The following is a 14,777-nucleotide window of genomic DNA, read 5'->3' on the forward strand; positions in this document are numbered from 1 at the left end:
ACAACAGCCAGGTCAATGTGCTGGCCGAGATCCAGCTCGAGAAAATCCTGGCCACCGTGGAGGCCACCCAGCCCGCCGTGGTGGTCATCGACTCGATTCAGACCGTGTATTCGGACCAGCTGTCCTCGGCCCCGGGCTCGGTGGCACAGGTGCGCGAATGCGCGGCCCACCTGACGCGAGCAGCCAAGACCACGGGCATCACCATCATCCTGGTGGGCCATGTGACCAAGGACGGCGCGCTGGCCGGCCCGCGCGTGCTCGAGCACATGGTGGACACGGTGCTCTATTTCGAAGGTGACACGCACAGCAACTTCCGTCTGGTGCGCGCCATCAAGAACCGCTTTGGTGCCGTCAACGAAATCGGCGTCTTCGCGATGACGGAAAAAGGCCTCAAGGGCGTAACCAACCCCAGCGCCATCTTCCTGAGCCAGCACAGCGAACCCGTGCCCGGCAGCTGCGTGCTGGTGACGCTGGAGGGCACGCGTCCCATGCTGGTGGAGATCCAGGCCCTGGTGGACCAGGGCGGTCCGGCCGCGCGGCGCCTCTCCGTCGGCCTGGACCGCGACCGGCTGGCCATGCTGCTGGCGGTGCTCAACCGCCATGCGGGCGTGGCCTGCGCCGACCAGGACGTGTTCGTCAACGCCGTGGGCGGAGTACGCATCAACGAGCCGGCAGCGGATCTTGCCGTGATGTTGGCAATCACTTCCAGTCTGCGAGGCAAGTCGCTGCCCAAAGGCTTTATCGCGTTTGGCGAGGTCGGTCTGGCCGGTGAGGTGCGCCCTGCACCGCGCGGCCAGGAGCGCCTCAAGGAAGCGGCAAAGTTGGGATTCACTATCGCTGTGGTTCCCAAGGCCAATGCCCCCAAGAAGCCCATCGCCGGCCTGACCATTCATGCCGTGGAGCGCGTGGATGAGGCGATCAACATCGTGCGCGGCATAGGTTGATTCATTTTTGATAGCTGCTCACGATTTCTTGGCCTCAACATCGGGCTACAAATGATCTTGAATCATTGATTTCAATATGCATTCAGCTACTTTTTTTGAAGATCGCCTGATCAATGCCACCTGTGCGGGCATACGCACTGTCCGCACACTCAACCCCATACCCTCGTAAGACAATAAGCCCATGAATTTGCGCAATATTTTGGTTCCCCTGGGCTTGATCGTTCTGGTGATCGCGGCCTACAACTCGGCGGGCTGGCCCGGCGTGGCGGCCGTGGCAGGCGGCATCATCATGTGGGTGCTGCTGCACTTCACACGCCTGATGTCCATCATGAAGAAGGCATCGGACCGGCCTATCGGCTATGTGGGCAGCGCCGTGATGCTCAATGCCAAGCTCAAGCCCAAGGTCCCGCTGGTCCACGTGGTGGCCATGACCCGCTCCCTGGGCCAGCGCCTGTCCGAAGAAGGCCAGAGCCCCGAGATCTACCGCTGGACCGACGGTACACAGTCCCATGTGACCTGTGAGTTCGTCGCCGGCCGTCTCATGAAATGGGAGCTGCAGCGTCCCGGGCCCAAGGAAGACCTGAACCCGACTACTACGGAAGCAACTGCCCGGACATCGGAGCCGACCTCCCCCTAAAATGGCAGCTTCAGGAGACAAGCGCTGCCGCCGACCCGGCAGCAGCGCCCGCCGAACACACAACCCATAGAGGATGGTTTTATGAGCCCTGTTGTTCCCTCGATGTCCGACCGCGACGGCAAGATCTGGATGGATGGCCAGCTGGTGGAGTGGCGCGACGCCAAGATCCACGTGCTGACCCACACGCTGCACTATGGCTGCGGTGCCTTTGAGGGCGTGCGCGCCTACGAAACCGAAAAAGGCACGGCCATCTTCCGCCTTGAAGAACATACCAAACGCCTGTTCAACAGTGCCAAGATCCTGCGCATGCAGATTCCGTTCGGCCAGGAACAGGTGAATCAGGCCCAGGTCGAGGTGGTCAGGGCCAACGGCCTCAAATCCTGCTATCTGCGCCCGCTGACCTGGATCGGCGACCGCAAGCTGGGCGTCTCGCCCAAGGGCAACACCATCCACCTGATGGTGGCGGCCTGGGCCTGGGGCGCCTACCTGGGCGAGGAAGGCATGCAGCGCGGCATCCGCACCAAGATTTCCAGCTACACCCGCCACCATGTGAACATCACCATGAGCCAGGCCAAGGCGGTGAGCAACTACACCAACTCCATCCTGGCCAATACGGAGGCTCTGGACGACGGCTACGACGAGGCCATCCTGCTGGACGCATCGGGCTTTGTCTCCGAAGGCTCGGGAGAGAACATCTTTGTGGTCAAGGACGGCGTGATCTACACCCCCGACCTGTCCGCCGGCGCACTCAACGGCATCACCCGCAACACCGTGCTGCACATCTGCAAGGACCTCGGCCTGGAAGTGGTGCAAAAGCGCATCACCCGCGACGAACTGTATATCTCGGACGAGTTGTTCTTCACCGGCACCGCGGCGGAAGTCACGCCCATCCGCGAAGTGGATCGCGTGCAGATCGGCGAAGGCCGCCGTGGCCCGATCACCGAGAAAATCCAGGCGGCCTACTTTGACATCGTCAACGGCCGCAACCCCAAATACGCCCACTGGCTCACCTTGGTATAAATCATCCCCCCGAGCGGCGGTGCAGTCCCCCTCGAGGGACCGCACCGCCGCTGCGGGACGGCCCTTGCTTGGTGCTTCTGATCTTCATTGCGCCAGTATTGCCGGCCAAGCTTCATTATTGAAAACACGAAAGACACGAGAAATGACCACGAACGCCGTCGTCGAACTGGCCGCCAAAGACCTGAACGCCCAGGGTGGTGTGTTCTGCCCCAGCCCCAAGGCCGATATGAAGCTGTGGAACAGCCACCCCAAGGTCTACCTGGATGTGGCCAAGACCGGCGATGCCAAATGTCCTTATTGCGGCACAACGTACCGCCTGAAGGCTGGCGAGGTGTTTTCCGGCGGGCATTGAAGCAGCCATCGCCGATCAGAGAGGCTCCCGGCGGGAGCCTCTTTTTCTATGTGTCGGGATTGAGAGCCCGATGCCAGGTGCTTCCTGGCACCGCTGCTCCGTGCGCTTTGAACATTTCCGTGAAATGCCGTCGCTCACCGCCTCTGAGCTTGACGATGGGGGCGCTGATCCTCGGCCCCTGAACCCGACACAGCTGGGGGTACAGCAAATACCATTTCCAGCGCAAGGCATGGTGGTAGTAATAGGCCGAGTCCTCGGCCTTGAACAATGCCATGCGTGAAAACTGCCGTTGGCGCAGCACCTGCTGTGCCGTGACATGAATCAGCAGGTAATGGGGGTCACCGATGTTTTGCCGGATACCGGCCCAGTCCGGGCGGGCCTGAAGGCGCCGCAGATAGGCCTCGGTGCCCTCCACAATCAAGGCCTGGTGAAATTCCCTCTGCCAGGCCACGATGAAATCCGCGCCTGCCAAAGCGCCAAATGCCCAGCTTTCAATGACAGGCGTCTGCACCTGCGTGGTGAATTTTTCAAGATAGAAGCCCACAAACTCGGTCCTTGGGTCGGCGGCTGCCTGCATCCAGCTCAGCGAACGCGTCAGCAAGGTACTGGCATCCAGCCAGAAGCCCCCGTGCAGGGCCACGAGATACAGGCGCAGCCAGTCGGACTGCTTCGTGGGATGCAACTCAAGGAACTGGGCAGGCAACGCCCCTGGCTCCACGTACTCGGCCAAGTTGCCTGGATGCACAAGGCATACCTCATAATCCGGACACTGCAAATGCCAGCTCTGGATGCATTCGCGCACGAACGAATCCGGCTGAGGATGGTTCCAGTAGGTCCACAGCTTTCTGGGAATCGCGGCCCCCTGCGGGGCCGCCAGCGCCGGTGCGGTGGCCACCGACTCGCCGTCGACAATGAACGGTGCCACACCGCCGTAGCTTGCTGAAGATTTCAGCGTGCGGGGCTGAACCAGCTGTAATGCGCTTTTGAACAATTGGGCAGGAATCCGGGTCATGGCACCGACAAACAAGAAGAAACAATAGACACAAAATGATTTGCGCAGATTGTCTATCAGAACAATGAATTCATACCCTATTGCCGGACCCTGTACCGATGGCACAACGCCGGTGCGTATTCTTCACTTCGTGACCGGAGGGTTCTCCGGCGCGACCCAGGTCGCGGTGGACCTGAGTCTGGCTGCACTGCGCACGCCCGGCTATGAAGTTCTGCTGGTGCTGCGCCGCAAGCCCAGCACGGATGAGGCCAAGATTGAAGCCCTGCGCCAGCAAGGCCTGCGCGTTGTCGTGGTGTCCAACTGGCTGCATGCACTCACCGTCTGGGAACTGCGCAAGATCCTTCGCGGGTTCAAGCCCGATGCGATGTTCGCCCATGGTTTCAGCGACCATATCTGGGGCCGTCGCGCTGCGGCGGCCGAGGGGGTAGCACATATCTTCCATGTGGAACACAACTCGCGTGAGCGCTACACGCCGCGTCGTCTGCGCCAGGCTCTGGCGCTGGAGCCGTTCACTCAAGCCCATGTCGGCGTCTCCGAAGGCGTCAGGACCAGCCTGATCGAGCGGGGTTTCCCGGCTGAAAAATGCATTGCCATCTGCAACGGCATCGACCTGACACGCTTTCCCCAGGAGGCCATGCCATCGCTCTGGCAGGAGCGCGAGCCCGCCATCTATATGGCATCCCGTTTTGCGCGCCAGAAGGATCACGACACGCTGATCAGGGCTCTGGGCGCACTCAGGCAACGGGGCCTGACACCCATGCTCTATCTGGCCGGCGCAGGCAAGCGCTCGCTCAGGGCCCGGGCCGAGAGGCTGGTGGCGGAGCTGGGGCTTGAGCAGCAGGTTCGCTTCCTGGGCAACGTCTCGGACCTGCCACAGCGGCTGGCCAGGACGCAGATTTTTGTTCTGGCGACACATTGGGAAGGCATGCCTCTGGCCCTGGTGGAAGGCATGGCCGCAGGCTGCGCCTGTGTCGTTTCCGATGTCATCGGAGCCCGGGAAGTCGTCACTCCCGAGGTGGACGGCCTGCGAGTGCCGGAGTCAGACCCGGACTCCATGGCGGACGCACTGCAAAGACTGCTCCAGAACCCCGCGCTGGCCCAGCGTCTGGGCTCGGCGGCGCGTGCCCAGGCCCTCGGCCACTATGGACGCGAACAGATGTGGGGCCAGTATCAATCGCTGCTGACACTCAGGGCCTGAGAACTGCCGATACCTGGGGTTTTGCCGCGCGGAAATTGCCCCAGTTCAATGCCAGCTTCATCTTGAATTTGCGCATTTTCTGCAGGCGGCTCGTCGGTGCAGCCTGCTGCCCCCAGATGCTGCTGACCTCGCTGGTGTCGTCCAGGGCGATGACCGAGGGGTGGACCCCGAACACACGCAAATCGTTCTCAAACCAGAAGCGGATATCCACATCCACCGGCCTGTCGAAGGGAACACGTGTCTCCAGCATCTTGCGGGCCCCGGATCGGCTGATGACATAGCCTGCGGCGAAGCTCGGCACCCGTTGATAGGAAATCAGCTGCAGTGCCCCTTCGACCAGAGTCCCTTGGTTGGCAATCTTTTCCGACTCGCGTCCGTAGAGCTTGATCATGTCCCAGCTGCCGTCGGCAGGCAGGGCCTCGATCGCCGCCAGCGCCTGCGGCAACTGCGTCAGCAGTCGCACATCATCCTCGAAAACCACCATGGCGGGTGCATCTCCGTCCAGAAGCTGCTGCCACGACCTCAGATGGCTGGCATAGCAGCCCTTCTCTCCGTTACTCAGGGGTTTGAAATAGCGGCCGTGGCTTTTCCGCGCTCGGAAGTAATGCCTTTGCTCGGCCGGCGAGAGATCCGCCCACCACACGGCAGGCAGGCGAGATGCCGTCAACCCCATTTGCGCGAACTGGGCTGTCATGCGCTCGCGTCGCTCCGCGTCCTTGGACAAATTGATAAAGACAATGGGTAATGAGGACATACACTTCTGCACCGAACACAAGACCTGCAGTGTAGGTTGAAGCCCAATGCCTCGCAGAAGAACCCGATCACAACTATGAATGTGTCTACACCCGTCACGCCTGAACCCGGCCAGCCCGGCCAGCGGGCCACCGTCTTTGCCCATGCCCTGGATGCCGCCTGCTTTGCATTCTTTGCACTGAGTCTTTGCGTTCCTTCAGGCTACTCCTACGGATCCACCGCCCTGGCTCTTTTGACGCTGGCAGGCTCCATCGCCGCCCGACCCAAAGGCCCTGCCCGGCGTGAAACCTTGGCGCTGGTGGGGCTGATGCTGGTGCTGGGACTGCTCTGGAGCCTGTCCTTTGACCGCTGGTTCTCGGCGGCAGGCTGGGGCTACGGCGCGAAATATGCGCTGGCCTCGCTCAGCCTCTGGTATCTGAGCAAATCAGGTGTCCGGCTCTCTGCGATCGTCTGGGGCCTGGCTCTGGGCTGCGCAGGGGCTCTGGCCATTGCCATCTATCAGGCCGGCGTGCTGAAGATGCCTCGAGTATCCGGCTTTACCAATGCCATCCAGTATGGCGGCATTGCCATGTATCTGGGTTTTGCCACTTTGTCACTCGCCTTGCTGGGCCATTGGAGCAAGTCCCGGACGGCCACCCTGGGCGTGTTGGGTGCCTTTGGTGTCTGTGCGTCCTTTCTTTCCGACTCCCGCGGCTCCTGGGTCGTGATCCCGTTGCTGATCGCGGCCATCTGGCTGATGGCATGGCTCAATGGCTACAGGCGTCTGGCCAGCATGGCCGCCGCAGGAATGCTCATTCTGGGGCTGATCGTGGCAGTGCCCACCTACCAAAAGCTGGAACAGCGCAGCGCCGAGGCCGCCCGGGAAGTCTCCCAATATCTGGAGGATCCTCAGCAATATGCAATGACCTCGGTCGGCCAGCGCCTGGAACAATGGCGGCTTGCGATCCATCTGATTGAACAGCGCCCCTTCAGCGGCTGGGGACTGGCCGGCTACCCTGCGGCCAAGAAGCAGATGGTCGATCAAGGCCTGGCCCACCCCTCGGTCATGGAGTTTGGGCATGCCCACAACGAGATACTGGACATGTGGGTCAAGCGCGGGCTGCCGGGACTGATCCTTCTGCTGGCGTTCTATGCCGTGCCTGCCGCCATTTTCTGGCCCACGCCGCGCCGTCTGGCGCGTGCCAATGCGGCACAGCGCTCCAGTCTGCTGGCTCTTCGGGCCGCCGCCACGCTGCTGCCGCTGGCCTACTTCGGCTTCGGCTGGACCCAGGTCTTCTTCGCACACAACAGCGGAAACATGTTCTACATCTTCAGCCTGGCCGTGCTCTGGGGCGGTATCTGCAGGCTGGAGGCACCGTCTGCCCCTGCAGCTCAGTCCTGAGACCTGCCCGGCAAGCCCAGGGCCAAGGCTCCCAGAGCCCCCTGTCCCAGGGCAAAGACGCCATACAGGAGGCCGACCCCGACGGCCAGAACCGCAGGCACACCGAATGGAGCCAGCGCCGCAACGGCTGCGGCTTCACGAGTGCCCCAGCCGCCGACGCTCACCGGCAACGCCGCCATCAGAAACACCGGGGCGATGGCAAAGGCCCAAACAGCCAGCGGCAAATGCAGGCCCAGAGAGATCGCGCCACAGGCCAGCGCGCCGGCGGAAAGCAATTGCACCAGCGCCGAGGACGCCGCTTGCAGCCAGAGCTGCGACAGAAAGTCCGGGCTGCTGGCCGCCATGCGCACAGGCTCCAGCCATCCACCGGGCAGCTTGAACCAGTGGCGGCGCAAGCCTTGCAGAACGGCCCAGGGCAGCAGCAGCCAGATCATGGTGAGGGCGAGCAGCAGCGTGACGAAGATCGTGGTATCCATGCGCAGCCAGGGGGACAGCGTCGGCGCACAGGCCACCGCCCCCAGACCGCCGATCGCACACAGCATCCACAGACCGCTGACACGATCCAGAATCACCGACAGAGTGCTTGCCGCCTTGGCCTGCCCGGTCTTGTGCAGCGCGATCGCACGATAGACATCACCGCCCACGACAGCGCCAGGCAGCAGCACATTCAGGCCGATCGCCTGAAAGTACCAGCGCATGCTGGACGCTACCGACATCTCGGCGCCCAGCCAGCCAGCCATGGCACGCCAGCGCCAGGCCGACACGGCATTCGATGCAATGGAGACCCCAAACCCACTCAGCAGCCACCAGGGACTGGCCTGCTGCAGCCGCCCCCAGAGCTGAACCGGGTTGGCGAGATAGACCACGGCAGTCAGCAACGCAATGCCCATCAGGGCCCGGACAAACGCCTTACGCGCCTTGCTCACAGGATCGCGTTCTCGGTTTTCGCGGCCTTGCCTGAGGGCTTGTATTCGACAGCGCCGTAATCCTTGGCGTAGTACTGCAGGCCGCTGCCCGACTCGTAATAGATACGCGTGAGCAGCTCGCCGATCAGGCCCGCAGCGATGAACTGCATGCCCATGAGCACCAGCATGACTCCGGCCATCAACAGGGGACGGCCACCAATCGATTCGCCCATGATCTTCTGCGCCAGCAGCCACAGCAGGATCAGCACGCCAGGCGCAGCCATCCACAGACCCATGCCGCCGAAGGCATGCAGCGGACGCTGGCGAAAGCGCATGAAAAAGACAATGAAGATCAGATCCAGAATCACCCGGAAGGTGCGATCGATGCCGTATTTGGAGACGCCGCGCGTGCGTGCATGGTGGCGCACCGGAATCTCGGTGATACGGGCCCCGGCATCGCGTGCCAGCGAGGGAATGAAGCGGTGCATCTCGCCATAGAGGCGAATGCGGTCGATGATCTCGCGGCGATAGGCCTTCAATGCACAGCCGTAGTCATGCAGCTGCACATTGGTGAATCTGGAGATCAGGCGGTTGGCCAGCACCGAGGGCAGACGGCGTGACAGCGCCTTGTCCTGGCGGTTCTTGCGCCAGCCCGAGATCATGTCCACATCGGGGTCGTTTTCCAGGCGCTCCAGCAACAGCGGAATATCGCCGGGCTCGTTTTGCAGGTCGGCATCCAGCGTGACCACATAACGGCCACGCACCCGGTCGAAACCGGCTTGCAGCGCGCTGGACTGGCCGTAGTTGCGAACCAGACAGACGGCACGCACCCAGGGATGCTGTTCGGCCAGCTCGCGCAGACGCTTGGCACTGCCATCCGTCGAGCCATCGTCCACTGCAATCAGTTCGTAGCTCAGCGTCTGGGTGCGCATGGCCTCGTCAATGCGGGCCACCAGGTCGGGCAAATTATCGAACTCGTTATATACAGGAACAACGATGGAGACTTCGGGGTTTGAATCGTGCACGGACGTCATGCTGAATGATTGGGGATAACAGTCACCTATACTAACTGAATACCCCAGGTGCCATTTGCGCCAGACCCATTGTTTGGCCTGCAAAGCCAAGCGCAATCGTAAGTGCGCACTATCAAAACATGTGCACCCGCCAAATCCCATGGCATACAACTCCTCGACCTCTATTCGCCCCGACTGGCAGCAAGCCCTTTATGCCAAGCCATGGATATGGCTGGCACTTTTGGTCTTCGCCCATATCCTGTCCCGCATCGGCATTTCTGCAGGCATGAAATGGGATGAGTCCGAACAGATTCTCTGGGCCCAGCACCTGCAACTGGGCTATGGACCGCAGCCGCCTCTGTATACCTGGATGCAATGGGCGGTCTGCCAGATTCTCGGCCCCTCGGTGCTGGCTCTGGCCCTGCTCAAACATCTGCTGATTGCCCTGACCTATGGCCTGGCATGGCTGGCCGGCCGGCAGTTGCTGGACCAGAAAGGGGCCTGGTGGGTTGCCGCAGGTCTGCTGCTCATGCCCCCCTTTGGCTGGGATTCGCTACGCGACCAGACCCATACGGTGATGGTGACGGCCATGACCATGGGCCTGTGGTGGGCTGTGCTGCGCCAGGTGCAAAGGCCGCAGGCCGTCAATTTTGTTCTGATCGGCCTCTTCTGCGGTCTGGGCATGCTGTCCAAATACAGCTATGCCATGCTCATCGCAGCCCTGTTCATGGCCTCCATGACGGTGACGCAGGTGCGTCGCGCCCTCTTTGCCAGGGGCTGGTGGCTGGCGCCTCTGGCCGGTCTGCTGGTGTTTGCGCCCCATGGCTTCTGGCTGGCTTCGCACTGGGGAATGGCAACCACTGAAACCGTGCAGAAGATGTCCATCTCCGCCGACGCCTCACATCTGAAAGGTCTGGGCAATCTGCTCAAGGCCCTGCTTGCCACCTTGGGCCTGTGGCTGATTGCCGTTCTCGTCAGCTACCGCTCCAGACTCTGGAGAACCGGCGGCAATGCGTCCCTGCCGGCCCAGGTCTGGGCCTGGCCTTTGCTGCGCAACTACCTGCTCGTCATTGCCCTCTGCCTGCTGGGCATGGTGCTGGCGGCGGATGTCACGGACTTCAAGCAGCGCTGGATGCTGCCCCTGACGGCCGTCGCGCCCCTGGCCCTCTATGTCTGGCGCCCTGCACTGCTGGAGCAGGGCGTGGGCCGCCTTTTCACCGTATTCGTCGTCCTCTTCGCACTGGTCTTTCTGATCATGGCCACGCTGCGCCCTTGGCAGGGCGGCCGCAAGAACGATCCCGACGAGCTCAACCATCCGGTCAAGGCGCTGGCCCAGGAGCTGCACCGGGCAGGCTACAGCGGCCAGGGAGTCATTGTCGGCTCGGACCACATGCTGGCGGCCATGCTGCATTCGCAGTTCCCGCACACCTACGCCCTGAGCTGCTCCGAGGGCGCACAGCTGAGCGAATGCCTTTCCCGGTCGCGGGCCGATGCCACAGGCGGCCTGCTGCTGATCACACGCGCCGACAAGCCCGTCCCGGGCTGGTGGGACGGCATCTTCACGACCCGGGCAAAGACCGCGGTGCAGACACTGAGCATTCCTTTCGAGAAAATGCCTGCCAGCGCAACACCTGCGCAATATCAATACCTCTGGATTGCCCCATGAGTCCCGTTCTGATCACCGGCTGTGCCGGCTTTATCGGCATGCATTGCGCCAGGCGACTGCTTGAGCAAGGCGTGCCCGTGGTTGGCATAGACAACCTCAACAGTTACTACGACGTGGCGCTCAAGCACGCCCGTCTCGATGTGCTGCGCCCGCACCCCCGCTTCCGCTTCGTGGAGCTCGATGTGGCGGACAGGCGCGGCATGGCCGAGCTGTTTGCCGAAGTGGCTCCCTCCAGGGTGCTGCATCTGGCCGCGCAGGCCGGCGTGCGCTACTCCATCGACCAGCCCGACGATTACACCGACTCGAATCTGCTGGGTTTCGGCAATGTCTTGCAAGGCTGCCGCACACACCGTGTCGAACATCTGGTCTACGCCAGCAGCTCCAGCGTCTACGGCGGCAACACCAAGATGCCGTTCGCCGAGAGCGATGCCGTGGATCACCCCATCAGCTACTACGCGGCCACCAAGAAGGCCAATGAGCTGATGGCTCACACCTACTCCCACCTCTACGGCATACCCACCACAGGCCTGCGCTTCTTCACGGTGTACGGACCCTGGGGCCGCCCCGACATGGCCCTGTTCAAGTTCACCAAGGCCATGCTGGCCGGCGAGCGCATCGATGTCTATGGTGAAGGCAGGCTGGTGCGCGACTTCACCTATATCGACGATATCGTCGAAGGCATCATGCGCGTGCTGGACAAGCCCGCCACACCCGATGTCGGCTATGACAGCCAGAACCCCAACCCCGGCACCAGCACCGCGCCCTATCGCATCTTCAATATCGGCAACAACGCGCCCACCGTGCTGATGGACTACATCGCGGCACTGGAGGGGGCCCTGCAGATGACTGCCCACAAGCAGATGCTGCCCATACAGCCCGGGGACATGCACAGCACCTCGGCGGATACGCGTGCACTGCAGGCCTGGATCGGCTTCTCGCCGGCCATGCCTGTGGCCACCGGCGTGCAGCACTTTGTCGATTGGTATCGCTCTTTTTATCGCGTATGAAAGTTACTGTCTTTGGTACCGGCTATGTCGGTCTCGTGCAAGGTGCGGTCCTGGCCGATGTGGGCCATCAGGTGCTGTGCGTGGATGTGGATGAGAAAAAGGTGGCTGCGCTCAAGGCCGGCCAGATTCCCATCCATGAACCTGGCCTCGATGCACTCGTCATCAACAACCAGCAACTGGGCCGTCTCCGGTTCACCACCAATGCAGCAGAAGGCGTGGCGCACAGCGAGCTGATCTTTCTGGCTGTGGGCACGCCGCCCGATGAAGACGGCAGCGCCGACCTGCAATATGTGCTGGCCGTGGCCCGCACCATCGCCAGGAACATGGACGGCCCGCGCATCGTCATCAACAAATCGACGGTGCCCGTGGGCACGGCGGACAAGGTCTCGGCCGTGATTGCGGAAGGCCTTGCACAACGCAATCTGCAGCACCCGTTCGACGTGGTGTCCAACCCCGAGTTTCTCAAGGAAGGCGCGGCCGTGAGCGACTGCCAACGCCCGGACCGCATCATCATCGGCACCGGCAATCCGGCCTCCGAAGCCAAGTTGCGCGAGCTCTACGCTCCCTTCAACCGCAACCGAGACAAGATCGTGGTGATGGATGTTCGAAGTGCCGAGCTGACCAAATACGCGGCCAATGCCATGCTGGCGACCAAGATCAGCTTCATGAACGAAATCGCCAATCTGGCGGAAAAGCTGGGGGCCAATGTGGAGGCCGTGCGCCGCGGCATCGGCAGCGATCCACGCATCGGCTACCACTTCATCTACCCGGGCGTGGGCTATGGCGGCAGCTGCTTTCCCAAGGATGTGAAGGCGCTGATCCATACCGCCAGAGAGGTCGATTTCGAGCCTCTGCTGCTCAACGCGGTGGAAGAGCGCAACCTCGCTCAGCGCAATGTGCTGTTCGAGCGCATCAGCGCGTTCTACAACGGCCGGCTGCAGGGCAAGACCATCGCCGTCTGGGGCCTGGCGTTCAAGCCCAATACCGATGATATGCGCGAAGCGCCCAGCCGCAATCTGCTGGAGGCGCTCTGGGCTGCCGGTGCCAGGGTGAGGGCCTACGACCCCGTGGCCATGAAGGAAGCCCACCGGATCTACGGCGAACGTGCCGACCTGGAGCTGGCGGATAGCCCTCTGGCTGCCGTGCAGGATTCAGACTGCCTGGCCATCGTGACCGAATGGCAGATCTTCCGCGCTCCGGACTTTGATCTGCTGGCCGCAACGCTGCGCGACAGAATGATTTTTGACGGCCGCAACCTCTACGAGCCTGCCCTGCCTGCCAGCCACGGCCTGGGCTATGTCTCCATCGGTCGTCCCGCCCAGCCGCCGCACTGAAAAAAGCCCCGCCAGGGTGGAACCTGCGGGGCTTTTCCGGCGGGAGGATCAGACCATCGGCAGGCAGATGACAAAGCTCGCACCGCTGCGCCCGTCTTTGCGTGCCTCGCAGTGCACCGTGCCGCCATGTCGCTCGGCAATCGAGCGCACCAGCGACAGGCCCAGACCCACACCGCCGGATCGCTCGCTGGCGCCGGGCAGGCGATAGAACTTCTCGAAGATGCGTTCGCGCTGCGCCTGGGGAACCCCTGGACCGTGATCCTCGACACGGATCACGGCCATGCCGTCCTGCCTGGACAGCGACAGCGTGATCTCGCCTTCGCTATAGCGGCGCGCATTCTCCAGCAGATTGCGCACGGCACGGCGCAGCAGTTTGGCGATCCCCTGCACCTCCAGCGGACCCTCGGTCTGCATCTCCAGATCGGCATCGATGCGAGCACATTCCTCGGCGGCCAGGCCGATCAGGTCAACCGACTCCACCGTGCCCACATCGACCTCGCTGGAGTCCAGCCGGCTGGCCAGCAGGATCTCGTCGACCAGCTGGTCCAGCTCGCCGATATTGCGCTGGATCTCGGCCTTGGCGCGCGCACTGGCCGGATCGTCCCCCATGAATTCCAGGCCCATGCGGATGCGCGTCAGCGGCGAGCGCAGCTCATGCGAGGCATTGGCCAGCAGAGACTTGTGAGAGGTCATCAGGGTCTCGATGCGCGCGGCAGCGGCGTTGAACTGGTGTGCCAGATCCGCCACCTCGTCATGGCCGTGCTCGGGCACGCGTACCGACAGATCGCCCTCACCGAAGCGCTTGACGCCGCGCTGCAGGTTTTCCAGACGCTTGAGCAGGCGGCGAATGATGGGAAACACGCCCACCACCACCGCCACGCCGACCAGGCCCAGCATCCACAGAAAGCCGAATGGCGGCCTCAGCCAGAAGGCGACGGCACCGTCACGTGGCGGCGGCCGGCCCTCGCGCCATTCGCGTGGCGCCATCCACAGCTCGTAGACCTGACCGTCCCTGGCGGCGATTTCAAAACGCACGCCATCTACGGGCGAGCCGGAGACGCGGTTGCCCCGCCCCTCCACCACCACCTCGCCCTCGGGGCCTCTGAGCACCATCTCGCGCGAGGGCGGTGTGGTGCTGTTCTGCGCGCGCTGTTCCTCGGCGATATTCCAGGCCCAGGCCACGCACAGCGTGAGCACGGCCACGCCGACCACCACGGCCAGCCAGATGCGCAGATACAGGCGCTGAGAGAAGACATGCAGCAGCTTCATCAGTCTTGTTGCTTGGCAAAGACATAGCCCACGCCGCGCACCGTGAGAATGCGCTTGGGAGCCTTGGGGTCGGCCTCGATCGCCGCGCGGATGCGGCCCATGTGCACGTCGATGGAACGATCGAAGGCCTCCAGCTCGCGCCCGCGCACGGCCTCCATGATCTGGTCGCGCGTGAGCACGCGGCCGGCACGCTCGGCCAGCGCCACCAGCAGATCGAACTGGTAGGAAGTGAGATCGGCCTGCTGCTCGCCCACCGACACGGTACGGGCATCACGATCGATTTCCA

At 62.7% G+C, this 14,777-nt stretch carries 15 protein-coding genes; 9 read left to right on the forward strand and 6 right to left on the reverse strand.

Features of this window, described 5'->3' with window-relative positions; genetic code table 11:
- The 4 genes from radA to E2583_RS18465 form a co-directional block, all read left to right on the forward strand.
- Positions 1-944, forward strand: a 944-nt coding sequence (radA, locus tag E2583_RS18450; protein WP_291597664.1) for a DNA repair protein RadA, incomplete at its 5' end; no start/stop codon positions are given.
- 181 nt (positions 945-1,125) lie between these two features.
- The gene (locus E2583_RS18455) at positions 1,126-1,581 is read left to right on the forward strand and encodes a glycerate kinase (RefSeq protein WP_291597666.1); all 456 of its coding nucleotides are present in this window, start codon (positions 1,126-1,128) and stop codon (positions 1,579-1,581) included.
- A gap of 81 nt (positions 1,582-1,662) precedes the next feature.
- Positions 1,663-2,601, forward strand: a complete 939-nt coding sequence (locus E2583_RS18460) for a branched-chain amino acid transaminase (RefSeq protein WP_291597667.1) — start codon at positions 1,663-1,665, stop codon at positions 2,599-2,601.
- 142 nt (positions 2,602-2,743) lie between these two features.
- Complete coding sequence (locus E2583_RS18465) at positions 2,744-2,953, forward strand: zinc-finger domain-containing protein (RefSeq protein WP_291597668.1); 210 nt, start codon at positions 2,744-2,746, stop codon at positions 2,951-2,953.
- Between the two features lie 46 nt (positions 2,954-2,999).
- On the opposite strand, the gene E2583_RS18470 is transcribed toward E2583_RS18465, so the two are convergent.
- Positions 3,000-3,965, reverse strand: coding sequence for a capsular polysaccharide synthesis protein (locus E2583_RS18470; protein ID WP_291597669.1), 966 nt, complete (start codon positions 3,963-3,965; stop codon positions 3,000-3,002).
- 64 nt (positions 3,966-4,029) lie between these two features.
- Here E2583_RS18470 and E2583_RS18475 point away from each other — a divergent pair, with 64 nt between their 5' ends.
- A complete protein-coding gene (locus tag E2583_RS18475; RefSeq protein ID WP_291597670.1) occupies positions 4,030-5,163 on the forward strand; it encodes a glycosyltransferase in 1,134 nt (377 codons plus the stop codon).
- On the opposite strand, the gene E2583_RS18480 is transcribed toward E2583_RS18475, so the two are convergent.
- Positions 5,153-5,917 (reverse strand): glycosyltransferase family 25 protein, encoded by a 765-nt coding sequence (locus E2583_RS18480; protein WP_291597671.1) that lies wholly within the window; start codon positions 5,915-5,917, stop codon positions 5,153-5,155. The two genes, E2583_RS18475 and E2583_RS18480, sit on opposite strands and share 11 nt — an antisense overlap.
- Positions 5,918-5,992: 75 nt before the next feature.
- On the opposite strand from E2583_RS18480, the gene E2583_RS18485 reads away from it, so the two are divergent.
- Positions 5,993-7,297 (forward strand): O-antigen ligase, encoded by a 1,305-nt coding sequence (locus E2583_RS18485; RefSeq protein WP_291597672.1) that lies wholly within the window; start codon positions 5,993-5,995, stop codon positions 7,295-7,297.
- Here E2583_RS18485 and E2583_RS18490 read toward each other — a convergent pair.
- A complete protein-coding gene (locus tag E2583_RS18490; RefSeq protein WP_291597673.1) occupies positions 7,288-8,223 on the reverse strand; it encodes a lysylphosphatidylglycerol synthase transmembrane domain-containing protein in 936 nt (311 codons plus the stop codon). The genes E2583_RS18485 and E2583_RS18490 overlap by 10 nt on opposite strands.
- Positions 8,220-9,236 carry a glycosyltransferase family 2 protein gene (locus E2583_RS18495; protein ID WP_291597674.1) on the reverse strand — a complete coding sequence of 339 codons (1,017 nt, stop codon included), beginning with the start codon at positions 9,234-9,236 and terminating at the stop codon, positions 8,220-8,222. Before E2583_RS18495 ends, E2583_RS18490 begins: the two co-directional genes overlap by 4 nt.
- Before the next feature lie 139 nt (positions 9,237-9,375).
- On the opposite strand from E2583_RS18495, the gene E2583_RS18500 reads away from it, so the two are divergent.
- Genes E2583_RS18500 through E2583_RS18510 form a run of 3 tightly spaced genes read left to right on the forward strand, consistent with a single transcriptional unit; the run spans position 9,376 to position 13,222 of the window.
- Complete coding sequence (locus E2583_RS18500) at positions 9,376-10,881, forward strand: glycosyltransferase family 39 protein (RefSeq protein ID WP_291597675.1); 1,506 nt, start codon at positions 9,376-9,378, stop codon at positions 10,879-10,881.
- Complete coding sequence (locus tag E2583_RS18505) at positions 10,878-11,888, forward strand: NAD-dependent epimerase (protein WP_291597676.1); 1,011 nt, start codon at positions 10,878-10,880, stop codon at positions 11,886-11,888. Before E2583_RS18500 ends, E2583_RS18505 begins: the two co-directional genes overlap by 4 nt.
- Positions 11,885-13,222, forward strand: a complete 1,338-nt coding sequence (locus tag E2583_RS18510; RefSeq protein WP_291597677.1) for a UDP-glucose/GDP-mannose dehydrogenase family protein — start codon at positions 11,885-11,887, stop codon at positions 13,220-13,222. The genes E2583_RS18505 and E2583_RS18510 overlap by 4 nt, the downstream gene beginning before the upstream one ends.
- A 48-nt stretch (positions 13,223-13,270) precedes the next feature.
- Here the strand turns inward: E2583_RS18510 and E2583_RS18515 are convergent, their stop codons facing one another.
- Positions 13,271-14,491, reverse strand: coding sequence for an ATP-binding protein (locus tag E2583_RS18515; RefSeq protein WP_291597678.1), 1,221 nt, complete (start codon positions 14,489-14,491; stop codon positions 13,271-13,273).
- Positions 14,491-14,777 (reverse strand): winged helix-turn-helix domain-containing protein (locus E2583_RS18520; RefSeq protein WP_291597679.1); only part of this gene is annotated, 287 nt, incomplete at its 5' end. The genes E2583_RS18515 and E2583_RS18520, both read right to left, overlap by 1 nt.

This window comes from Comamonas sp., assembly GCF_009360615.1.
In the GTDB taxonomy this organism is placed as follows: Bacteria; Pseudomonadota; Gammaproteobacteria; order Burkholderiales; family Burkholderiaceae_C; genus Comamonas.

Coding starts and splice junctions, on each gene's coding strand:
- E2583_RS18455 (WP_291597666.1), top strand. CDS start 1,126: ATGAATTTGCGCAATATTTTGGTTCCCCTGGGCTTGATCGTTCTGGTG.
- E2583_RS18460 (WP_291597667.1), top strand. CDS start 1,663: ATGAGCCCTGTTGTTCCCTCGATGTCCGACCGCGACGGCAAGATCTGG.
- E2583_RS18465 (WP_291597668.1), top strand. CDS start 2,744: ATGACCACGAACGCCGTCGTCGAACTGGCCGCCAAAGACCTGAACGCC.
- E2583_RS18470 (WP_291597669.1), bottom strand. CDS start 3,965: ATGACCCGGATTCCTGCCCAATTGTTCAAAAGCGCATTACAGCTGGTT.
- E2583_RS18475 (WP_291597670.1), top strand. CDS start 4,030: ATGAATTCATACCCTATTGCCGGACCCTGTACCGATGGCACAACGCCG.
- E2583_RS18480 (WP_291597671.1), bottom strand. CDS start 5,917: ATGTCCTCATTACCCATTGTCTTTATCAATTTGTCCAAGGACGCGGAG.
- E2583_RS18485 (WP_291597672.1), top strand. CDS start 5,993: ATGAATGTGTCTACACCCGTCACGCCTGAACCCGGCCAGCCCGGCCAG.
- E2583_RS18495 (WP_291597674.1), bottom strand. CDS start 9,236: ATGACGTCCGTGCACGATTCAAACCCCGAAGTCTCCATCGTTGTTCCT.
- E2583_RS18500 (WP_291597675.1), top strand. CDS start 9,376: ATGGCATACAACTCCTCGACCTCTATTCGCCCCGACTGGCAGCAAGCC.
- E2583_RS18505 (WP_291597676.1), top strand. CDS start 10,878: ATGAGTCCCGTTCTGATCACCGGCTGTGCCGGCTTTATCGGCATGCAT.
- E2583_RS18510 (WP_291597677.1), top strand. CDS start 11,885: ATGAAAGTTACTGTCTTTGGTACCGGCTATGTCGGTCTCGTGCAAGGT.
- E2583_RS18515 (WP_291597678.1), bottom strand. CDS start 14,491: ATGAAGCTGCTGCATGTCTTCTCTCAGCGCCTGTATCTGCGCATCTGG.